The sequence below is a fragment of the Pseudomonas sp. LBUM1644 genome (assembly GCF_059716195.1).
The window spans coordinates 5,346,048-5,367,199 of record NZ_CP166812.1 but is presented as its reverse complement, the minus strand read 5'-3'; the positions used below and the strand labels follow the sequence as shown (position 1 = coordinate 5,367,199).

The following is a 21,152-nucleotide window of genomic DNA, read 5'->3' as shown; positions in this document are numbered from 1 at the left end:
CCGCGTTTTTTCGTTTGGGTGGCCGGTTCTGGTATAAAGCTGCATCGTTTGCGGCCGAACCGTCGTCCCAGACACCTGTCGAAACTTTCCACCCCGTTGCAAGGTAATGTCCATGAGCGAACGTCCCGAAGAGCCAAACCAGGCTTCTGACGCCGAAAGCCTGCTGCCCATCGATGAACACATCGAAGAAGGGCACGACGCTGAAGGCCGTAAAGTCCGGCATCGTGGTATCTATCTTCTGCCGAATCTGTTCACCACTGCGAACCTGTTCGCAGGGTTTTATTCCATCATCAACTCGATGAGTGCCCAGGCGGCGTTGAGCGCAGGTGATTCAGTCAACGCGAGCAAGTATTTTGCTTTTGCGGCGATCGCGATTTTCGTTGCCATGGTGCTCGATGGCCTCGATGGTCGCGTCGCCCGTATGACCAATACCCAGAGCGCGTTTGGCGCCGAGTACGACTCGCTGTCGGACATGGTCGCCTTTGGTGTTGCGCCGGCCTTGCTGGCATTCGGCTGGGCCCTGGGAGACATGGGCAAGGTCGGCTGGATGGTCGCCTTCATCTATGTCGCCGGCGCTGCGTTACGCCTGGCGCGCTTCAACACCCAGGTCGGCACCGCCGATAAACGCTACTTCATTGGGTTGGCCAGTCCGGCTGCCGCAGGTGTGGTTGCAGGTATTGTGTGGGCGTTCAGTGATTACGGGATCCAGGGATCCAAGATGTCTTTCCTGGTGGCGCTGATGGTTGCGGCTGCCGGTATGCTGATGGTCAGTAACATCAAGTACAACAGCTTCAAGGAGCTGGACTTGAAAGGGCGGGTTCCCTTTGTTGCGATCCTCGCTGTGGTATTGGTGTTTGCAGTGGTGTTCAGCGATCCTCCGCGTATCCTGCTGCTGGTTTTCCTCGCCTATGCGGCCTCTGGTCCGGTTCAATATCTGTTACGCCTTCGTCGGAACAAGAACGCGTAATTTCCCTCATACTCCGCAGTCTATTGGTGCATCTGTCCTCCAATGCTGCGGAGTTGCCATGCTGATCAAAGTCCCCAAGTCGTCTGACTGTCATGAGTCGGACGTCACGCCTGAATCCTTCTATCTGTCTCGTCGTAAAGTGCTCGGTGCTGCCGTTGCTGGTTTGGCCGTGGGCGGTCTTCCGGGTTGGGCCTCTGCCGATGATGCTGCGCGTTATGCCGATGTCGAGCCTGGCAAGGCGCCTTCCTGGTTTACAGAAAAGCTCCCTTCTACCAAGTGGGGTGCTATCAGCGTCAAGGATGAAGCGATCACGCCATTCAAGGACGCGACCCACTACAACAACTTCTATGAGTTCGGCACCGATAAAGGTGATCCGGCCGCCAATGCTGGCGCCCTGAAAACTGAGCCATGGAGTGTGGTGATTGACGGTGAAGTGGGTAAGCCGGGGCGGTATGCGCTGGAGGACTTCATGAAGCCTTATCAGTTGGAGGAGCGGGTCTATCGTCTTCGTTGTGTGGAGGCCTGGTCGATGGTCATCCCATGGATCGGATTTCCCATCTCGGCCTTGCTGAATGTCGTCGAGCCGACCTCCAAGGCGAAATTCATTCGCTTCGAGACACTGCAGGATCCAAAAGCCATGCCGGGGCAGCGCTCCGGTTTTGCCTTGATAGAGTGGCCTTATGTAGAAGGGCTGCGTCTGGATGAGGCGATGAACCCGTTGGCGATTCTTGCGGTGGGGATGTACGGACGAGAGTTGCCGAATCAGAACGGCGCACCTTTACGCTTGGTGGTGCCTTGGAAGTATGGCTTCAAGAGCGTCAAATCCATCGTGCGGATCAGTCTGGTTGCCGAGCAGCCGAAAACCACTTGGCAGAGCATTGCAGCCGATGAGTATGGTTTCTATGCGAATGTGAATCCTGCGGTTGATCACCCGCGCTGGACTCAGGCCCGCGAGCGACGGTTGCCGAGTGGTCTGTTCAAGCCCAATGTGCGTGACACGCAAATGTTTAACGGGTACTCGGATGAAGTCGCTTCTTTATATGCAGGGCTCGATCTGCGGAAGAACTACTGATGCGATATCCGCTCTGGCGCTTGGGTATTTTCATCGCGGCTTCGATTTGGCCTTTGCTCTGGTTGTATCAGGCTTGGGCGGATGTGCTCGGGCCTGATCCGGGCAAAGTGCTGGTTGATCGGCTCGGGCTGGGGACGCTTGTCCTCTTGCTTATTACATTGAGCATGACGCCTCTGCAGAAAATGACCGGATGGGCAGGGTGGATTGCTGTTCGGCGGCAGCTGGGCCTGTGGTGCTTTGCTTATGTAGTTTTGCATCTGAGCGGCTATACAGCGTTTATTCTCGGGTTTGACTGGTCGCAACTGGGGGTCGAGTTGCGCAAGCGGCCGTATATCATTGTCGGGACACTGGGGTTTCTGTGTTTGCTGGCAATGGCGGTGACCTCAAATCGCTACAGTCAGCGACGTCTGGGTTCGCGCTGGAAGAAGCTGCATCGGCTGGTTTATGTGATTCTCGGGCTTGGATTACTGCATATGTTGTGGATTGTGCGTGCCGACCTGAAGGAGTGGGCAATCTATGCCTCTATAGGGGCGGTGCTGTTGATACTGCGTATACCAGCGGTTACCCGCCGAATCCCGCGTCTAATGGCTAAAAAGGCACCCTCCACAAGAAAGGCATAATTAAGGCTTGACGGCAGATTCTGAACCTCTATAATTCGCCCCACTTCCGGCGCAGTCGAAACGGAAAACTCCTTGCTAAACAAAGAGTTACGCAGTTTTCGACAGTGAGTTGCTTCAGGTCATCGAAGCCGAAAGGGAGTTGAAAAAGAGGTGTTGACAGCAGCGAGTAACGCTGTAGAATTCGCCTCCCGCTGACGAGAGATCGAAAGCGCAAGTGGTTGAAGTTGCAGAGGAAACTTTGAAAACTTCGAAAAATAACCGCTTGACAGCAACAGAGGCTGCTGTAGAATGCGCGCCTCGGTTGAGACGAAAGATCTTAACCAACCGCTCTTTAACAACTGAATCAAGCAATTCGTGTGGGTGCTTGTGGAGTCAGACTGATAGTCAACAAGATTATCAGCATCACAAGTTACTCCGCGAGAAATCAAAGATGTAACCAACGATTGCTGAGCCAAGTTTAGGGTTTCTTAAAAACCCAAAGATGTTTGAACTGAAGAGTTTGATCATGGCTCAGATTGAACGCTGGCGGCAGGCCTAACACATGCAAGTCGAGCGGTAGAGAGAAGCTTGCTTCTCTTGAGAGCGGCGGACGGGTGAGTAATGCCTAGGAATCTGCCTGGTAGTGGGGGATAACGCTCGGAAACGGACGCTAATACCGCATACGTCCTACGGGAGAAAGCAGGGGACCTTCGGGCCTTGCGCTATCAGATGAGCCTAGGTCGGATTAGCTAGTTGGTGAGGTAATGGCTCACCAAGGCGACGATCCGTAACTGGTCTGAGAGGATGATCAGTCACACTGGAACTGAGACACGGTCCAGACTCCTACGGGAGGCAGCAGTGGGGAATATTGGACAATGGGCGAAAGCCTGATCCAGCCATGCCGCGTGTGTGAAGAAGGTCTTCGGATTGTAAAGCACTTTAAGTTGGGAGGAAGGGCAGTACATTAATACTGTGCTGTTTTGACGTTACCGACAGAATAAGCACCGGCTAACTCTGTGCCAGCAGCCGCGGTAATACAGAGGGTGCAAGCGTTAATCGGAATTACTGGGCGTAAAGCGCGCGTAGGTGGTTCGTTAAGTTGGATGTGAAATCCCCGGGCTCAACCTGGGAACTGCATTCAAAACTGTCGAGCTAGAGTATGGTAGAGGGTGGTGGAATTTCCTGTGTAGCGGTGAAATGCGTAGATATAGGAAGGAACACCAGTGGCGAAGGCGACCACCTGGACTGATACTGACACTGAGGTGCGAAAGCGTGGGGAGCAAACAGGATTAGATACCCTGGTAGTCCACGCCGTAAACGATGTCAACTAGCCGTTGGGAGCCTTGAGCTCTTAGTGGCGCAGCTAACGCATTAAGTTGACCGCCTGGGGAGTACGGCCGCAAGGTTAAAACTCAAATGAATTGACGGGGGCCCGCACAAGCGGTGGAGCATGTGGTTTAATTCGAAGCAACGCGAAGAACCTTACCAGGCCTTGACATCCAATGAACTTTCCAGAGATGGATTGGTGCCTTCGGGAACATTGAGACAGGTGCTGCATGGCTGTCGTCAGCTCGTGTCGTGAGATGTTGGGTTAAGTCCCGTAACGAGCGCAACCCTTGTCCTTAGTTACCAGCACGTAATGGTGGGCACTCTAAGGAGACTGCCGGTGACAAACCGGAGGAAGGTGGGGATGACGTCAAGTCATCATGGCCCTTACGGCCTGGGCTACACACGTGCTACAATGGTCGGTACAGAGGGTTGCCAAGCCGCGAGGTGGAGCTAATCCCAGAAAACCGATCGTAGTCCGGATCGCAGTCTGCAACTCGACTGCGTGAAGTCGGAATCGCTAGTAATCGCGAATCAGAATGTCGCGGTGAATACGTTCCCGGGCCTTGTACACACCGCCCGTCACACCATGGGAGTGGGTTGCACCAGAAGTAGCTAGTCTAACCTTCGGGAGGACGGTTACCACGGTGTGATTCATGACTGGGGTGAAGTCGTAACAAGGTAGCCGTAGGGGAACCTGCGGCTGGATCACCTCCTTAATCGACGACATCAGCTGCTCCATAAGTTCCCACACGAATTGCTTGATTCATTGAAGAAGACGATAAGAAGCAGCCCGAAATTGGGTCTGTAGCTCAGTTGGTTAGAGCGCACCCCTGATAAGGGTGAGGTCGGCAGTTCGAATCTGCCCAGACCCACCAATTTTTGTGTGGGAACCTGTAGCAATACGGGGCCATAGCTCAGCTGGGAGAGCGCCTGCCTTGCACGCAGGAGGTCAACGGTTCGATCCCGTTTGGCTCCACCACTACTGCTTCTGTTGTTGAAAGCTTAGAAATGAGCATTCCATCGTGATGATGGTGAATGTTGATTTCTAGTCTTTGATTAGATCGTTCTTTAAAAATTTGGGTATGTGATAGAAAGATAGACTGAACGTTACTTTCACTGGTAACGGATCAGGCTAAGGTAAAATTTTTGAGTTGCTCTTAATTGAGTATTATCGAATTTTCGGCGAATGTCGTCTTCACAGTATAACCAGATTGCTTGGGGTTATATGGTCAAGTGAAGAAGCGCATACGGTGGATGCCTTGGCAGTCAGAGGCGATGAAAGACGTGGTAGCCTGCGAAAAGCTTCGGGGAGTCGGCAAACAGACTTTGATCCGGAGATGTCTGAATGGGGGAACCCAGCCATCATAAGATGGTTATCTTAAGCTGAATACATAGGCTTAAGAGGCGAACCAGGGGAACTGAAACATCTAAGTACCCTGAGGAAAAGAAATCAACCGAGATTCCCTTAGTAGTGGCGAGCGAACGGGGACTAGCCCTTAAGTGGCTTTGAGATTAGCGGAACGTTCTGGAAAGTACGGCCATAGTGGGTGATAGCCCTGTACGCGAAAATCTCTTAGTCATGAAATCGAGTAGGACGGAGCACGAGAAACTTTGTCTGAATATGGGGGGACCATCCTCCAAGGCTAAATACTACTGACTGACCGATAGTGAACTAGTACCGTGAGGGAAAGGCGAAAAGAACCCCGGAGAGGGGAGTGAAATAGATCCTGAAACCGTATGCGTACAAGCAGTGGGAGCCCACTTTGTTGGGTGACTGCGTACCTTTTGTATAATGGGTCAGCGACTTATTTTCAGTGGCGAGCTTAACCGAATAGGGGAGGCGTAGCGAAAGCGAGTCTTAATAGGGCGTCTAGTCGCTGGGAATAGACCCGAAACCGGGCGATCTATCCATGGGCAGGTTGAAGGTTGGGTAACACTAACTGGAGGACCGAACCGACTACCGTTGAAAAGTTAGCGGATGACCTGTGGATCGGAGTGAAAGGCTAATCAAGCTCGGAGATAGCTGGTTCTCCTCGAAAGCTATTTAGGTAGCGCCTCATGTATCACTGTAGGGGGTAGAGCACTGTTTCGGCTAGGGGGTCATCCCGACTTACCAAACCGATGCAAACTCCGAATACCTACAAGTGCCGAGCATGGGAGACACACGGCGGGTGCTAACGTCCGTCGTGAAAAGGGAAACAACCCAGACCGTCAGCTAAGGTCCCAAAGTTATGGTTAAGTGGGAAACGATGTGGGAAGGCTTAGACAGCTAGGAGGTTGGCTTAGAAGCAGCCACCCTTTAAAGAAAGCGTAATAGCTCACTAGTCGAGTCGGCCTGCGCGGAAGATGTAACGGGGCTCAAACCATACACCGAAGCTACGGGTATCACTTAGGTGATGCGGTAGAGGAGCGTTCTGTAAGCCTGTGAAGGTGAGTTGAGAAGCTTGCTGGAGGTATCAGAAGTGCGAATGCTGACATGAGTAACGACAATGGGTGTGAAAAACACCCACGCCGAAAGACCAAGGTTTCCTGCGCAACGTTAATCGACGCAGGGTTAGTCGGTCCCTAAGGCGAGGCTGAAAAGCGTAGTCGATGGAAAACAGGTTAATATTCCTGTACTTCTGGTTATTGCGATGGAGGGACGGAGAAGGCTAGGCCAGCTTGGCGTTGGTTGTCCAAGTTTAAGGTGGTAGGCTGGAATCTTAGGTAAATCCGGGATTCTAAGGCCGAGAGCTGATGACGAGTTACCCTTTGGGTGACGAAGTGGTTGATGCCATGCTTCCAAGAAAAGCTTCTAAGCTTCAGGTAACCAGGAACCGTACCCCAAACCGACACAGGTGGTTGGGTAGAGAATACCAAGGCGCTTGAGAGAACTCGGGTGAAGGAACTAGGCAAAATGGCACCGTAACTTCGGGAGAAGGTGCGCCGGTGAGGGTGAAGCATTTACTGCGTAAGCCCATGCCGGTCGAAGATACCAGGCCGCTGCGACTGTTTATTAAAAACACAGCACTCTGCAAACACGAAAGTGGACGTATAGGGTGTGACGCCTGCCCGGTGCCGGAAGGTTAATTGATGGGGTTAGCTAACGCGAAGCTCTTGATCGAAGCCCCGGTAAACGGCGGCCGTAACTATAACGGTCCTAAGGTAGCGAAATTCCTTGTCGGGTAAGTTCCGACCTGCACGAATGGCGTAACGATGGCGGCGCTGTCTCCACCCGAGACTCAGTGAAATTGAAATCGCTGTGAAGATGCAGTGTATCCGCGGCTAGACGGAAAGACCCCGTGAACCTTTACTATAGCTTTGCACTGGACTTTGAATTTGCTTGTGTAGGATAGGTGGGAGGCTTTGAAGCGTGGACGCCAGTTCGCGTGGAGCCAACCTTGAAATACCACCCTGGCAACTTTGAGGTTCTAACTCAGGTCCGTTATCCGGATCGAGGACAGTGTATGGTGGGTAGTTTGACTGGGGCGGTCTCCTCCTAAAGAGTAACGGAGGAGTACGAAGGTGCGCTCAGACCGGTCGGAAATCGGTCGTAGAGTATAAAGGCAAAAGCGCGCTTGACTGCGAGACAGACACGTCGAGCAGGTACGAAAGTAGGTCTTAGTGATCCGGTGGTTCTGTATGGAAGGGCCATCGCTCAACGGATAAAAGGTACTCCGGGGATAACAGGCTGATACCGCCCAAGAGTTCATATCGACGGCGGTGTTTGGCACCTCGATGTCGGCTCATCACATCCTGGGGCTGAAGCCGGTCCCAAGGGTATGGCTGTTCGCCATTTAAAGTGGTACGCGAGCTGGGTTTAGAACGTCGTGAGACAGTTCGGTCCCTATCTGCCGTGGACGTTTGAGATTTGAGAGGGGCTGCTCCTAGTACGAGAGGACCGGAGTGGACGAACCTCTGGTGTTCCGGTTGTCACGCCAGTGGCATTGCCGGGTAGCTATGTTCGGAATAGATAACCGCTGAAAGCATCTAAGCGGGAAACTAGCCTCAAGATGAGATCTCACTGGGACCTTGAGTCCCCTGAAGGGCCGTCGAAGACTACGACGTTGATAGGTTGGGTGTGTAAGCGCTGTGAGGCGTTGAGCTAACCAATACTAATTGCCCGTGAGGCTTGACCATATAACACCCAAGCAATTTGTGAACTCGAAAGAGGCCAGATTGCGGTGTGTGAAGACGAAACGAACCGAAAGTTCGAGATACTCACAAAGCACCAAGATCTATCACATACCCATTCGCTGGAGCGTGATCCGCAAGGAGAACGAGCCGGCTACCGAATTTCTTGACGACCATAGAGCATTGGAACCACCTGATCCCATCCCGAACTCAGCAGTGAAACGATGCATCGCCGATGGTAGTGTGGGGTTTCCCCATGTGAGAGTAGGTCATCGTCAAGATTAAATTCCGAAACCCCTATCTGCGTACGCAGGTAGGGGTTTTGTTTTGCCTGGAATAAAAGCACGATCCAGGTACAGCAAAAATTTGCACAGTTATTTTCGATTCTGGACACTAGAATAGGTCCACCTTTTTCGGAGCCAGAGCCCTTATGCCAGATCCGGTTGACGCCCCTGGGCTGTCAGAATTACCGCTGGACGACTTGGTGGCGTGTCATGAGTGCGACTTGCTGATGCGCAAGCCCGAGCTCGCTCAAGGCGAGAAAGCCCTGTGTCCACGCTGCGGATACGAGCTCTACGCCCATCGACACAATGTTGTGCAGCGCAGTCTTGCCTTAGTCATTGCCGCATTATTGTTGTATATCCCGGCGAACTTTTTACCCATCATGCAGCTCCATCTACTCGGGCAATCGTCGCATGACACTGTCTGGACCGGCGTTGTCGGCCTGTTCGATACCGGCATGCAAGGCGTTGCAGTCGTAGTCTTCCTCTGCAGCATGGGGATCCCGCTGCTCAAGTTGCTCTGCCAACTGGTCGTGCTGTTGAGTATCCGTTTTGATATTGGCCGCAGCTATGGCCTTCTGCTCTACCGCATTTATCACCATCTACGAGACTGGGGGATGCTTGAGGTCTACCTCATGGGTGTACTGGTAGCAATCGTAAAGCTGGCAGATATGGCAGCAATTACCGTAGGCCTCGGTCTGGCGTGCTTCATCAGTTTGTTGTTGGTTCAGGTCTGGTTGGAGGTGGTGATGTCGCCTCATCAGATCTGGCAGGCTTTATCAGGAGAGGATGCCCATGCGGGCGATTGATGCAGGCATTCTGATTTGTACCGAATGCCACGAATTGAACAAGCAGGAAGCTGATAGCGATGAACAGACCTGCACCCGTTGCGGTGCGTTGGTGCACGCGCGTCGCCCGAACAGTCTGGCGCGCACGTGGGCACTTCTGGTCACCGCTGCCATTCTCTACATCCCGGCAAACGTGCTGCCAATCATGACGGTCAGTTCCTTGGGGCAGGGTGACCCCAGCACCATCATGTCCGGCGTCATTCAACTGGTTCAGCACGGCATGATTCCAATCGCTGCCGTGGTTTTTATCGCCAGTATCCTGGTCCCGACGTTCAAGTTGGTAGGCATCGCGCTTCTGCTGTTTTCGGTGCAGCGCCGCCAGCCGCTCTCGGCTCGTCAACGTATCTGGATGTACCGCTTTATCGAGTTCATCGGCCGCTGGTCAATGCTGGACATCTTTGTGATCGCGATCCTGGTGGCGGTCGTGAATTTCGGACGGCTTGCCAGCGTCGAAGCCAATCTTGGTGCTATCGCTTTCGCCAGTGTGGTGATTCTGACGATGCTTGCCGCAGTTACTTTCGATCCCCGACTGATTTGGGATAACACGGAGTCGGACGACGACTATGACTGATTTGCCTACAGCTAAAACCCGACCGGCTTCGAACTGGTCTGCCATTTGGGTGTTGCCCCTGATTGCCTTGATCATCGGTGGCTGGCTCGGCTGGCGTGCCTACAACGAAACGGGCATCGAGATTCAAGTGCGTTTCGAAAGCGGCGAAGGCATTCAAGCCAACAAGACTGAAGTCGTCTACAAAGGCATGTCGGTCGGTAAGGTGAAAGCCCTCAAGCTCGACGACGAAGGTGCCGCCAAAGGCGTGATCGCCACCGTCGAGATGAACAAGGACGTGGAGCAATACCTCAGGACCAGCACGCGCTTCTGGCTGGTCAAACCGAGCGTGACCCTGGCCGGTATCACGGGCCTGGAGACTCTGGTGTCGGGCAACTACGTGGCCATCAGCCCCGGCGAAGGCGAACCTACGCGCAAGTTCAAGGCCCTGGCCGAAGAGCCGCCGCTGTCAGATGCGAAGCCCGGCCTGCACCTGACTATCAAGGCTGATCGCCTCGGTTCGCTCAACCGCGGCAGTCCGGTGTTCTACAAACAGATCAAGGTCGGTCAGATCAAAAGTTACCTGCTGTCCGAAGACCAAAGCACGGTTGAGTTAAAAGTCTTCATTGAGCCCACTTACGCCAAACTGGTGCGCAAACACACGCGTTTCTGGAATGCCAGCGGCATCAGCATCGACGCTAACCTGTCGGGTGTGAAAGTGCGCAGTGAGTCTTTGGCCAGCATTGTCGCGGGCGGTATTGCCTTCGCCACACCGGAAAACCGCAAGGACAGTCCTCCCACCGATCCAAGCCTGCCGTTCCGTCTGTATGAAGACTTCGACGCAGCTGCTGCCGGCATCCGGGTCAAGGTCAAACTCAGCGACTTCGAAGGCTTGCAAGCTGGCCGAACCCCCGTGATGTACAAAGGCATCCAGGTCGGCAACCTGAAAGCGCTGAAGATCGATCCGGACCTGTCCGGCGCCACTGCTGAATTGACGCTTGATCCGTTGGCCGAGGATTACCTGGTAGAGGGCACGCAGTTCTGGGTGGTCAAGCCGTCGATCTCCCTTGCGGGGATCACTGGCCTGGAAGCACTGGTCAAAGGTAACTACATCGCCGTTCGTCCCGGCGACAAAGGCGCAGCGCCACAACGCGAGTTTGTAGCACGGCCCAAGGCCCCGCCGCTGGATCTGCGGTCACCAGGATTGCACTTGGTGTTGTTCACCGAAAATCTTGGTTCGCTGGAGGTTGGCAGTCCAATACTCTACAAGCAGGTCAAGGTCGGTTCGGTCCAGAGCTATCAATTCTCCAAGACCAAGAAACAACTGGTCATCGGTGTCCACATCGAGAAGGAGTATGAAGGGCTCGTCAACGCCTCGACCCGTTTCTGGAATGCCAGCGGAATTACGCTTACCGGTGGATTGACTGGCGGAATCCAGGTCAAAAGCGAGTCGCTGCAAAGCCTGATGGCCGGCGGTATCGCTTTTGAAACGCCGGAAGCCAAGGCACCGTTACAGAAGCGGATCCCACGTTTCCGTCTGTTCGCCAGTCATGATGATGCGACGCAAAAAGGTGCGGTGGTGACCATCAAGGTTGATCGCGCCGACGGCTTGCGAACCGGCACGCCGATTCGATTCAAAGGTCTGGATGTCGGCAAGATTGAAGACGTCGATCTCACTGACGACCTGCAATCGGTGATGCTCACCGCGCGGATTACCGAAGTGCCGGAGCGCATTGCTCGGGTAGGAAGTCAATTCTGGGTGGTCAAGCCTGAGCTCGGCCTGATCAAGACGTCCAACCTCGAAACCCTGGTTACCGGGCAATACATCGAAGTACAACCGGCTGCGAAAAACCTCGGGCCACAGAAGAACTTCGTGGCCCTGGCCAACCCGCCGGAGACAGCCAAGTCTGAACCCGGATTGAGTCTGGTCCTGAGCGCCGCTCGCCGTGGTTCGCTGAAAACCGGAGTGCCAGTGACCTACCGTGAGGTCACCGTGGGCAAGGTGACAGGTTATGAACTGGGTCAGACCGCTGACCGTGTGTTGGTGCATATTCTGATCGAGCCGAAGTACGCGCCGCTGGTGCGCAGCGGCACGCGTTTCTGGAATTCCAGTGGCTTCGGTTTTGACTATGACTTGTTCAAAGGTGCCACAGTGCGCACCGAATCGCTGGAGACGCTGATTCAGGGCGGTATCGCTTTTGCCACGCCGGACGGTGACCGCATGGGTAGCCCGGCACGACCGGAGCAGACGTTCCCGTTGTTCGATAAGTTCGAGGATGAATGGCTGACGTGGGCGCCGAAGATTTCGCTCGGTAAATAGTCTATCGGCGTCTGTGACGACGCCTTCGCGGGCAAGCCCGCTCCCACAGTGGCCAGCGTCGTAAACAGATTTTGTATACGACACAGATCAAATGTGGGAGCGGGCTTGCTCGCGAAGAGGCCCTAAAGCTCACTACAAATCCCACACCATGAAAAAGGCCGCGATCCATTGGGTCGCGGCCTTTTCGTATCTAACGGTTTAACTCAGACCGCATCGAGCTCCGGTTCATCCGCTTCAACATTCACGGAAGCCTTCACTTCATCGTGCCGGCGAATGTACTTCCAGTCCGCCTCGTCGATGTAAATCCCGTTCGGCCCGCTGCCGCCTTCCAGGTCAATCGCAACACTGGCGCAGACCTGTGGCTTCACACTCGCCAGGATCGGCACGAAGCCCAGTTGCAGGCTGGTTTCCAGCAGCGCGGCCTGGTTCTTCTCGTCGATGTCCGCCGCTTCGTCGAGGTAGTACGGCAAACGCACGCGACCGGCCTGGTCGCGGTCCATCAAGTGCAGCAACAAGTACATGTTGGTCAGCGCCTTGATGGTCATCGTGGTGCCGTTGGACGCAGCGCCGTCGATGTCGGTGTGGATAACCGGCTGGCCGTTGACCTTGGTGATCTCGAACGCCAGCTCGAACAAATCCTTGAGGCCGAGCTGGTTGTGGTTTGCCGCCACCAGGCGCGCCAGGTATTCCTTGGCTTCTTCGTTCTTGTTGTCCTGATCGGCGCTTTGGCTCAGGTCGAAGACCGAAAGGGTTTCGCCTTCTTCATACTGGCCGGCGCTGTGGATGATCTGGTCGATGTGCTTGAGCGCTTCCTTGTTCGGCGCAAGCACGATGCGGAAGCTCTGCAGGTTGGAGACCTGACGCTTGTTGATCTCGCGGTTGAACAGCGCCAGTTGATGCTCGAGGCTGTCGTAGTCGCTGCGGATGTTGCGCAGGGTCCGGGCGATGTCGGTCACCGCCGCACGGCGTGCCTTGCCAAGGGTCAGGGCTTCGTCGGTGCGGTGCGCGTACGCGTTGATCAGCAGTTGCAGGCGACGCTCCATATCGTCTTCGCTGTCGAACTTGGCCACGCCCTTGAGACGAACCTGCGCGTACAGCGCCTCGATCTGACCATCGCTGCGCTGCAAACCCTGCCAGCTGTCCTGATAGTCATTGAGCAGCGGCAGCAGGTTATCCATGGAATCGTCGATCGGGTCCATGAACGGCGTGCCGAACGGCAGGTCTGCCGGCAACAACTGACGGCGGCGCAGGGCGTCGTCGAGGGTGCGTTGCTTGGCTTCCATGTCGCCAATCTGCCGGCCGACCAATTGCAGCTTGGCCGACAACTGCTGGACGCGCTCGGTGAAGGCGTCGCTGGAACGCTTCAATTCTTCCTGAGCAGCTTCCATCTGTGCCAGTTGCTCAAGCTTGTCGTCTTCCTCGGCGCTCAGGGTTTGCGCGCGGCGGAAATCTTCCAGGGCTTTCTGCGCATCCAGCACTTGCTGGTACAGCGCTTCGGTCTGGGTTTTGCTGGCCGCGCGGTCTGCTGCCACGGCCGCTTGAGTTTTAAGCTGCTTGAGTTCTTTTTCCAGACGCTCTTTCTGATCGCGCAATGCGGCGCGATCGGCCAGGGCTTGCAGAGCGGGCGGCTCGATGTGCGAGATGTCGATGGACAACCCCGGCACTTCGAAGCGCTCGCCTTTGAAGCCGTCGAGGATCAGTTCCATGGATTTGACCCACCGGCCGTCCTCGTCCAGCGTAATGCCGTGCTCACCCAGCGGCAGGCTGAACAGCGCACTGTTGAACAGGCGCATCAGGCGCTCGACGTCTTGTTGCGAGAATTCTTCGCGCAGACGGGCGTAGCTGTTGTTGTCGGCGTGATCGAGTTGCTGCTTGACCGATTTCAGGCGCTTTTCCAGATCCCGCAGACGTTCTTCCAGGTCTTCGGCACTGAACTGTCGCGACTGCGCCAATGCGCCGGCCAGTTCATCGTGCGCGTCCTTGGCCGCGAGCAGTTGCTGCTCCAGGACTTTGACGTCATCGACTAAAGCGAAGCGATGCTTGAGCACCGCCAATTCGCCGAGCCAGCGCTGGATGCCGGTGATTTCCCGCTCCAGTCGCATCAGTTCCTGAGTGCCGCCGCGCTGGTCGTTTTGCAGCGCGTCTTGCTCGTTGCGGTAATGCTCGGCTTGAATCGTCAGCTCTTCCTTGCGTGCACTGGCGTAGTCCGACCAGGTGCCGAGCAAGGAATCGAGCAGCGGCGAGATCCGGTGCAGTTTGCCGCGCAGGATGTTGCGCTGGGTCACGCCGGCGGCGAGGGCTTCGACTAACGGGCCGGCCGTGACCAGCGAGTTGTAGTCCTGCTCCATGCGTCGTACATCGCGGAACGCTTCTTCGCACGCGGCGATGTAATCGACGCTACCGGAACGCAAACTGTGTTCGAACGCATCGAGGAACAGCTGCTTAAGCTTGGCCGCCGTGATTTCGCGCATGTGCAGCAGGTTGATGAACAACGCGCGGAACGTCTTCAGGCTTTGCTCACTGGTGGAACGCAGCGGGATCAGTGTCAGGTCCAGCGGAATCGAGGTGTGACCACCGACCAGCAAGCGACGCAGTTCATCCGGCTTGAGTTCGTAGGCTTTCAGGCCTTCGCGCTCAAGGTTGGTGAATAGCTCTTTCTGGCGCAGGCAGGTGTCGTTTTTCTGGTAGTGGGCCAGATCCAGTTTGCCGGCGTAGGCAAAGAACTGGTGACCGAAACCACCACCCGGGCCGCGACCGACCACGCCGATTACATGCGGACCGTGGGGCAGCGAGACCTCAACGAGGATGTAACTGGTGTCCGAGGCGAAGTAGAAACGCCGGGATTGTTCCAGGCTGTACTTGCCGAAGCTCATGTCCGACATGCGCGCCAGGATCGGGAACTGCAAGGCGTTGATCGAGGCGGATTTACCGAGGTTGTTCGCGCCGTAAACCGACAACGGCTCTTCCAGCGGAAACAAGCCGAGGCTGTAACCGGCGGTGTTCAAAAGGGCGAAGCGGCGAATGCCGTAGCGTTCCTTGCTCATGCGTCGGTCTCCTGTTCTTCGGCGATGGCGCGGGCCATGGCGTCTTCTTCGCTTTCTTCTTCGAAGTCGCTAAGGTCCAGCGGGTCATCGGTTTCCAACAGCTTTTCGTCGCTGTCGTCATCGATCAGCACTGGCGCTGGCAATGGCAGCACGCTGTGCAGACTGGCGGCCAGATCGCGATCCTGCTGAACCGACAGGCAGACATCGAGGAAGCGGTGCATTGGCGGCAGGAAACGGTAAACGCCGTTTTCTTCACCGGCGAAACCGAGTTGGGTCATGCGGCGCATGATTTTTTCTTCGAGTTCTTCGACGGTCTGCACTTCGGCCTGGATGAACAGGTCGCGGTACTTTTCCAGCAGCGACGGCAATTCATCGCGACCGAGGCTGCCGCCGTCGAGCACGGCGACCGGGTCACGGCCCTGATCCGCCAGGTGCTCGACGAGGATAAAGGTGAACAACGCCAGGCGCTGGGCAGTCTTGTTCACCGCCGCCGCGGCCAGATCCGGCACGAAGTAGTAGAAACCACGGGTGTCACAGACCAGTTCAAAACCCAGCGCCTTGAACAGCGTGCGGTACTGGTCCTGGAAGTTTGACAGTTGCGCGTACAGCTCGGGATCGCGGCGGCTGACGTGGTAGCCCTTGAACAGCTCGCGAAAGATCGGCGCCAGCTGGGACAGTTCGGATAGATCAAAATGCATGTGGAATGCTCGCAGAATTCTCGGCGGCGCTGTCGCCGGCCGAGAGCAGGGCGAAGGAGCGCAGGCTGACCTGGTGCTCATGAGTGTGGTAATCGCGGCGTTCCAGACGCTCGCGTTTGAAGCGTTTCTCGCGAGACAGGCGCGAGAACCAGTACAACAATTCGTCGGTGGCGCCGTTCGGTTCCTGCTCCAGCAGCCAGGTCATCAGGTCCGGCATCGGCAGGGCGTCTTCGCAGCGTTCGAGCATTTCCCGAACCGTACGCGGCGCGCGCGGTGTTTCGCCTTTTTGAGTCTTGTGGGCCTTGGGGAAACGTGCCGGTTTCGGCTCGAATCGGGCCAGCGCATAGACGTAGGCTTCGACCTGACTGGCGCTGCCAAGGAAGGTGCTTTGCGGGCGGGTGAACATCGGCATGGCGGCTTGCGGCACCGCATCGAGGCCTTTACGGCGGATGGCCGACAGGGCCAGCGCCGCGCCACGAGTCACAGCGTTATGACGACGGGCCTCTTCACGCAGCGGCAGTAGCAGCTCGCGGGCGTGGCGCAGGGTCAGTTGGGCGCTGGTCTGCATTTCGAGGATGCGCGCGTGGGTGCGCAACAGCATGTCGTCATCGACCAGATGGCCGAGGCGCTGCTGCTCGGTGAGCATTTTCAGCAGGACGTTTTCGACTTTGCGCACGCCTTGTTCGAAAGCGCCGTCGGCGTTCACCAGCTGGATCATCGGCTCGACGTATTCGTCCCAGGTCGCCAGCACTTCGGCGTAGCGCTGGCGCAGCGGAATCTGCCGGTCGCTGGTCTTGGCGCGTTCGGCGACGGCCACCAGTGCCTGTTCGTCGTTGGCGAGCTTCTTCAGAACATCGCGCACTCGCATGTCGAGCAAACGCAGCTGACGCGCAAGATCGTTGCCATCGCGAATGTCGAAGGCATCCTGGATGTAACCGGCCAGGCGCTCGAGGTGGCGCAAATAGGCTTCGATTTCCAGGCACAGGCCCAGACGGTGCTCACGGCGCAGGTAAGCGAGGAAGTCGTGGATCTGCGCGTTGAGCTCGAAACGGTTCGGGCTTTTCGCCACGGGAACCAGAATGTCGAGGCGGATCCACACGTCCAGCAGGCTGGTGATGTCCTGCGGCGTACTGTCGAGCTGCTGGGCGGCCAACTGTGAACGCAGTTCGTTGAGGCTCAGGGTGCCCTGGTCGAAATGCTCGCACAGTGGCTCCAGAAGTGCCCAGTGTTCAGCGAGGGCGCGCAAGACGCGCTTGGGTTCGATCATCGGAATGGCCGGCTGGTTGGCAATTAAAAGCCGCGATTGTACTGCATCGCGGCCGATGCGATTCACTCTCGGGACGGGCTGTCACATTTTTCATAGGTGGAAAGACTATCGGTGAAGTCTATCGATCAACAGCGCGGGCGATCTTGAGCGAAGGGCGGTAGAATCACCGCACTTTAGTTATCCACAAGTGGCCGACCTTTGCTTATCGAGTCCCGCCGCCGCGCCTATTTGACCGCCATGCAGGTGGTCAACTGGCTGCCGCGCACCGAATTGCCCTTCGCCGCGCCCTCGCGCCCAGAGCTGCTGGAGATGCCCGAGCCGTTGGTCGTCGCCCCGTTTGCGCCCGCGCCTGTGGCCGATGCGCCCGTGGAGCCTGTGGTCAAACAGGCCGAACGGGTGAAAGTCGAGGTGCCGCGCCCATCGCTGGCCAGCACACGCACCAATGCCAAGGTCGAAGAGGAGGCACCGGTCGCGGTCAAGGCGCCGGTCGTGCCACCACCGCGTTTTGCCCTGCAATTGCTGCGCGCCGGGCGCTGCCTGCTGCTGGTGGAGTTACCCACAGGCGAATCCTTCCAGACCCGCGATCCCGCCTATCTGTTGCTCAAGGACATGTTGCGCGCCGCCGGTCTGCCGGACAGCCCGCAAATCGTCGGCGAGCCCGTGCGCTGGCCGTTGCTGGCTCGGGGCACCATGGATCAAGGCCCGGAAGCGGCCCGCGATTTTGTGCAAGGTTTTCTCTCGGCCCGGCTGGAAGACGCTCCGTGCGTTTGCGTGTGGCTGATCGGCCTGCCGGCGGTGCGGTTTGCCGGTGAGGCGAACGCCGAGTCCTTCAACCGTGAACTCCAGGTCGAAGGCCTGGGCTCGGTCTGGGCCCTGCCGGGCCTGGAATTATTAATGGAAGAGCCACAGCGTAAGGCTGATGTCTGGCAAGCCATGCGTCGGCTGATGGCGCGCTGGAAAGAATCGAATGAGTGACGCTGTATCGTTTCGCCCGATGACCGAGGCGGACCTTGACGCTGTATTGAAAATAGAATTTGCGGCCTATAGCCATCCCTGGACCCGCGGGATTTTTCTTGATGGGCTGGGCAAGTACCAGATCTGGCTGATGTTCGAAGGCGAGCAGCAGGTCGGTCATGGTGTGGTGCAGATCATTCTGGACGAGGCGCATCTGCTGAACATCACCGTCAAGCCGGAAAACCAGGGCCGTGGCCTGGGCTTGACGCTGCTGGAACATCTGATGTCCCGGGCGTATGACGCCAAGGCCCGCGAGTGTTTCCTGGAAGTTCGCGACAGCAACCGTGGCGCGTTTCGATTGTATGAGCGCTATGGCTTCAATGAAATCGGGCGTCGCCGGGATTACTACCCCGCCGTCGGCGGCCGGGAAGATGCGGTCGTCATGGCCTGCACCCTGGTCGATTGAACACCTTGTAGGAGCTGCCGAAGGCTGCGATCTTTTGATCTTTGTTATCGCGATACAGAAAAATCAAAAGATCGCAGCCTTCGGCAGCTCCTACAGGCCGGTCCATCCGATAGATCAACGGTGTTCATTTACAGTCCGGTCCATCCGATAGATCAACGGTGTGCGTTTAGGCCGATTGTTCAACGATTACCGTCCATCGGATCCCGCTGTGCCATTTCGGCCTCATCCAACCCATTGCCCCCGCCAATGTCGTCTTCGTCGACAATGCTCAAATCCCAGTCCGCCGGCTCACTTTCCCCGGCCTCTTGGGCATCCCTTGCACCATCTTCATGGATCAATGTTTCCGGGCTCATGTCGTCATCGGTGGATTCATGGTCAGCGGTCGAGGCGCCTGTCATGCCCGCTTCACGCACGCGTTCGCTGGGCATAAGCTGTTCGCGTTGGTTTTCCGGCAGCTCGTCGCCGATTTTGGCGCTGGGTTCTTCCTCGTCGAAATCCAGCTCATGCATCGAACCCATGCGGTCTTCGTTGTCGTCGATGGGTTCGGGTTGCGTCGCATCGAAAGGACGTCGTGAATCATTCATGGCAATTCCTCATACTGTGGGCCTTACTAGGGTGGACCCACAGGGTTCTGCAGAATTCCAACGCAATGGAGCCCAGGTAACAGGCATCATCGGCAATCTGCATCGCGCGCGTGACCCCGACGGACGGTTGGCTGTCAAAGCAGCGCATCATTCACGAGGCTTCATTGCATGAACGAATTACAAGATCTGATTGATAACAACGAACGCTGGGCTGACGCGATCACCAAAGAAGATCCTGACTTCTTCGCCAAGCTGGCCCGTCAGCAGACGCCGGAGTTCCTCTGGATCGGCTGCTCTGACGCCCGTGTGCCGGCGAACGAGATTGTTGGCATGTTGCCCGGCGATCTGTTCGTGCACCGCAACGTGGCTAACGTGGTCTTGCACACCGACCTCAATTGCCTGTCGGTGATTCAGTACGCGGTGGACGTGCTCAAGGTCAAACACATCCTGGTCACCGGTCACTACGGTTGCGGCGGCGTGCGCGCCTCGATGCAGGATCGCCAGCTCGGCCTGATCGACGGTTGGTTGCGCTCGATTCGTGATCTCTACTACGAAAAACGCGAAGAGCTGGCGGAGTTGCCGACCGAAGAAGAACGGGTCGACCGCCTCTGCGAACTTAACGTGATCCAGCAGGTGGCCAACGTCGGCCACACCAGCATTGTGCAAAACGCCTGGCATCGCGGGCAGAAGCTGTCGATCCACGGCTGCATCTACGGCATCAAGGACGGCCGCTGGAAAAGCCTGAACACGACCATCAGCGGTTTTGAGCAGTTGCCACCGCAGTATCGCCTGCGTCCGGTCGAGGCCCAATAAGGTTTCGGGTTTTACAGCGCAGGTGCGGGAACCGCAGTCACCGGCGCCGGGGTCGCCAGCTGTTTGAGCTGGGACTTTATCGGCGCCGTTGCGCATTGGGCCACGGCCTGTTCGGGCGTCAGGTTGCGGATCGAGGTGTAGAACAGTTCGCAGGTTCTTTCTTTGCGGGTGACTTGCCAGGTCTGAGTGCAGCTTTTCAACTGGGCGGCGGGATCGCTTCCCGGTTTGCTGCCCATTCCGGCTTGCCAGCACGCGGCGCTCAAATCCTGTCCCATGACTTTCAGGCCTGCGGCGTCGGCCTTGGCTTGTGCATCATCACCGGTGTAAGTCGCAGGATCGGCGGCGTACCAGATATAGCTCGGATGATTGGAACCCAGCACGGGCACTTTCACCCCTTCGCTCGGGCTGATCGTGGCCAGTCCAAGCACATTGACGGTTGGCCCGTATTGCGCCTTGATCCAGTTACGCACCGGCGCACCGAAGGCGACCATGGGCAGTGTCGCGCCGCTGGCGGTCCGGCTGATTTCCTTGACCATGGTGGTCTGGTAGGCCTTGAAGTGGTCGTAGACGCCTTCCAGATCCTTGCCAGCGCTGGCCGGCGCCGCAATCGGTGCGATGTCGATGATGGTCTGGTAACCCGGCGTCTGATCGGCAGGGATGCCGTTGTCGGTGAGCAGCGTGGCCCAGCGATCCGTGGTGGCTGATCGCAGGTAATCCTGGGCCTGGGTCAGCGAATAATCTGGCGGGAAGTGCAGAAGTTCGACGCTTTTGCGGTTTTCCAGGGCCATGCCCAATGGCAGGAACAGGTACCAGTTGTAGGCCCATTTGCCGTCGGTATTCAGCTTGCGGGCACCGGAGTAGGCCAGGTCGCCTGCATCGAGCAGCGCTGCCAATGGCTTTTGATAGCCATGGGGCACGCCGCTGATTTCAGCGTAGAGATGATCGTTATCGGTTTTGACCCGGACTTTCGCCGCACTGTAGCCATCGCGTTGCACGCTTTGGGTCAGGTAGTGCTCGACGGTTTGTTCCAGCGTCCAGTCGCGAAAACAAATCACATTGCAGTTGTTGGGGTAGGCGAACAGTCGAGTGACACGTTCGGTACTGCCCAGGCTCACATCGACATCGGCGTGGGCGGCGGTACTCAGGGTGAGGGTGGCGAGAGTCAGTCCTGCAAGTTTGAACATGCTCAGATCCTTTTCAGCGTGTGGGCTCCTGGAAGGGAGGGGTACAGTGGGATGTGACAGGCGGGG

General features: G+C 56.7%; 14 protein-coding genes, 2 tRNA genes and 3 rRNA genes. 14 read left to right on the top strand and 5 right to left on the bottom strand.

The window, feature by feature from the left end; genetic code table 11:
- The first annotated feature begins 112 nt into the window (after positions 1-112).
- The 11 genes from pssA (at position 113) to ACA052_RS24530 (ending at position 12,076) form a co-directional block, all read left to right on the top strand.
- The gene (gene pssA / locus ACA052_RS24580; protein ID WP_497647179.1) at positions 113-967 is read left to right on the top strand and encodes a CDP-diacylglycerol--serine O-phosphatidyltransferase; all 855 of its coding nucleotides are present in this window, start codon (positions 113-115) and stop codon (positions 965-967) included.
- Positions 968-1,025: 58 nt separating this feature from the next.
- Complete coding sequence (gene msrP / locus ACA052_RS24575) at positions 1,026-2,039, top strand: protein-methionine-sulfoxide reductase catalytic subunit MsrP (protein WP_497647178.1); 1,014 nt, start codon at positions 1,026-1,028, stop codon at positions 2,037-2,039.
- On the top strand, positions 2,039-2,659 hold the full coding sequence (msrQ, locus tag ACA052_RS24570) for a protein-methionine-sulfoxide reductase heme-binding subunit MsrQ (protein ID WP_497647177.1): 621 nt from the start codon (positions 2,039-2,041) through the stop codon (positions 2,657-2,659). Before msrP ends, msrQ begins: the two co-directional genes overlap by 1 nt.
- Positions 2,660-3,146: 487 nt before the next feature.
- Positions 3,147-4,683: ribosomal RNA gene (locus tag ACA052_RS24565) — 16S ribosomal RNA — on the top strand.
- Positions 4,684-4,765: 82 nt separating this feature from the next.
- Positions 4,766-4,842, top strand: a tRNA-Ile gene (locus ACA052_RS24560).
- Between the two features lie 28 nt (positions 4,843-4,870).
- Positions 4,871-4,946: transfer RNA gene (locus ACA052_RS24555), tRNA-Ala, on the top strand.
- 248 nt (positions 4,947-5,194) lie between these two features.
- Positions 5,195-8,086: ribosomal RNA gene (locus tag ACA052_RS24550) — 23S ribosomal RNA — on the top strand.
- A gap of 159 nt (positions 8,087-8,245) precedes the next feature.
- Positions 8,246-8,361: ribosomal RNA gene (gene rrf, locus ACA052_RS24545) — 5S ribosomal RNA — on the top strand.
- The 16S, 23S and 5S rRNA genes sit together here with 2 tRNA genes alongside, the layout of an rRNA operon.
- A gap of 149 nt (positions 8,362-8,510) precedes the next feature.
- Entirely contained in the window at positions 8,511-9,170 is a 660-nt protein-coding gene (locus ACA052_RS24540) for a paraquat-inducible protein A (RefSeq protein ID WP_497647176.1), read from the top strand.
- The gene (locus tag ACA052_RS24535) at positions 9,157-9,780 is read left to right on the top strand and encodes a paraquat-inducible protein A (protein WP_497647175.1); all 624 of its coding nucleotides are present in this window, start codon (positions 9,157-9,159) and stop codon (positions 9,778-9,780) included. The genes ACA052_RS24540 and ACA052_RS24535 overlap by 14 nt, the downstream gene beginning before the upstream one ends.
- Complete coding sequence (locus ACA052_RS24530; protein WP_497647174.1) at positions 9,773-12,076, top strand: PqiB family protein; 2,304 nt, start codon at positions 9,773-9,775, stop codon at positions 12,074-12,076. The genes ACA052_RS24535 and ACA052_RS24530 overlap by 8 nt, the downstream gene beginning before the upstream one ends.
- A gap of 203 nt (positions 12,077-12,279) precedes the next feature.
- Here the strand turns inward: ACA052_RS24530 and mksF are convergent, their stop codons facing one another.
- The 3 genes from mksF to mksB are packed head-to-tail and all read right to left on the bottom strand — an operon-like array spanning position 12,280 to position 17,085.
- Positions 12,280-15,120, bottom strand: a complete 2,841-nt coding sequence (mksF, locus tag ACA052_RS24525) for an Mks condensin complex protein MksF (protein WP_497647173.1) — start codon at positions 15,118-15,120, stop codon at positions 12,280-12,282.
- The gene (gene mksE, locus ACA052_RS24520) at positions 15,117-15,818 is read right to left on the bottom strand and encodes an Mks condensin complex protein MksE (protein WP_497647172.1); all 702 of its coding nucleotides are present in this window, start codon (positions 15,816-15,818) and stop codon (positions 15,117-15,119) included. Before mksE ends, mksF begins: the two co-directional genes overlap by 4 nt.
- On the bottom strand, positions 15,808-17,085 hold the full coding sequence (gene mksB, locus ACA052_RS24515) for an Mks condensin complex protein MksB (protein WP_497647171.1): 1,278 nt from the start codon (positions 17,083-17,085) through the stop codon (positions 15,808-15,810). The genes mksE and mksB overlap by 11 nt, the downstream gene beginning before the upstream one ends.
- Positions 17,086-17,322: 237 nt before the next feature.
- Here mksB and ACA052_RS24510 point away from each other — a divergent pair, with 237 nt between their 5' ends.
- Entirely contained in the window at positions 17,323-18,060 is a 738-nt protein-coding gene (locus ACA052_RS24510; RefSeq protein WP_497650391.1) for an energy transducer TonB, read from the top strand.
- Positions 18,053-18,505: a ribosomal protein S18-alanine N-acetyltransferase gene (rimI, locus tag ACA052_RS24505; RefSeq protein WP_497647170.1), complete on the top strand. Its 453-nt coding sequence runs from the start codon at positions 18,053-18,055 to the stop codon at positions 18,503-18,505. Before ACA052_RS24510 ends, rimI begins: the two co-directional genes overlap by 8 nt.
- 179 nt (positions 18,506-18,684) lie before the next feature.
- On the opposite strand, the gene ACA052_RS24500 is transcribed toward rimI, so the two are convergent.
- Entirely contained in the window at positions 18,685-19,089 is a 405-nt protein-coding gene (locus tag ACA052_RS24500; RefSeq protein ID WP_497647169.1) for a serine kinase/phosphatase, read from the bottom strand.
- Between the two features lie 168 nt (positions 19,090-19,257).
- On the opposite strand from ACA052_RS24500, the gene can reads away from it, so the two are divergent.
- On the top strand, positions 19,258-19,902 hold the full coding sequence (gene can / locus ACA052_RS24495) for a carbonate dehydratase (protein ID WP_497647168.1): 645 nt from the start codon (positions 19,258-19,260) through the stop codon (positions 19,900-19,902).
- Positions 19,903-19,913: 11 nt separating this feature from the next.
- Here the strand turns inward: can and ACA052_RS24490 are convergent, their stop codons facing one another.
- A complete protein-coding gene (locus tag ACA052_RS24490; protein WP_497647167.1) occupies positions 19,914-21,086 on the bottom strand; it encodes a hypothetical protein in 1,173 nt (390 codons plus the stop codon).
- Between the last annotated feature and the right edge of the window lie 66 nt (positions 21,087-21,152).

Coding starts and splice junctions, on each gene's coding strand:
- mksF (WP_497647173.1), bottom strand. CDS start 15,120: ATGAGCAAGGAACGCTACGGCATTCGCCGCTTCGCCCTTTTGAACACC.
- msrP (WP_497647178.1), top strand. CDS start 1,026: ATGCTGATCAAAGTCCCCAAGTCGTCTGACTGTCATGAGTCGGACGTC.
- ACA052_RS24540 (WP_497647176.1), top strand. CDS start 8,511: ATGCCAGATCCGGTTGACGCCCCTGGGCTGTCAGAATTACCGCTGGAC.
- pssA (WP_497647179.1), top strand. CDS start 113: ATGAGCGAACGTCCCGAAGAGCCAAACCAGGCTTCTGACGCCGAAAGC.
- mksE (WP_497647172.1), bottom strand. CDS start 15,818: ATGCATTTTGATCTATCCGAACTGTCCCAGCTGGCGCCGATCTTTCGC.
- ACA052_RS24490 (WP_497647167.1), bottom strand. CDS start 21,086: ATGTTCAAACTTGCAGGACTGACTCTCGCCACCCTCACCCTGAGTACC.
- ACA052_RS24530 (WP_497647174.1), top strand. CDS start 9,773: ATGACTGATTTGCCTACAGCTAAAACCCGACCGGCTTCGAACTGGTCT.
- msrQ (WP_497647177.1), top strand. CDS start 2,039: ATGCGATATCCGCTCTGGCGCTTGGGTATTTTCATCGCGGCTTCGATT.
- ACA052_RS24535 (WP_497647175.1), top strand. CDS start 9,157: ATGCGGGCGATTGATGCAGGCATTCTGATTTGTACCGAATGCCACGAA.
- can (WP_497647168.1), top strand. CDS start 19,258: ATGAACGAATTACAAGATCTGATTGATAACAACGAACGCTGGGCTGAC.
- ACA052_RS24510 (WP_497650391.1), top strand. CDS start 17,323: ATGCAGGTGGTCAACTGGCTGCCGCGCACCGAATTGCCCTTCGCCGCG.
- rimI (WP_497647170.1), top strand. CDS start 18,053: ATGAGTGACGCTGTATCGTTTCGCCCGATGACCGAGGCGGACCTTGAC.
- mksB (WP_497647171.1), bottom strand. CDS start 17,085: ATGATCGAACCCAAGCGCGTCTTGCGCGCCCTCGCTGAACACTGGGCA.
- ACA052_RS24500 (WP_497647169.1), bottom strand. CDS start 19,089: ATGAATGATTCACGACGTCCTTTCGATGCGACGCAACCCGAACCCATC.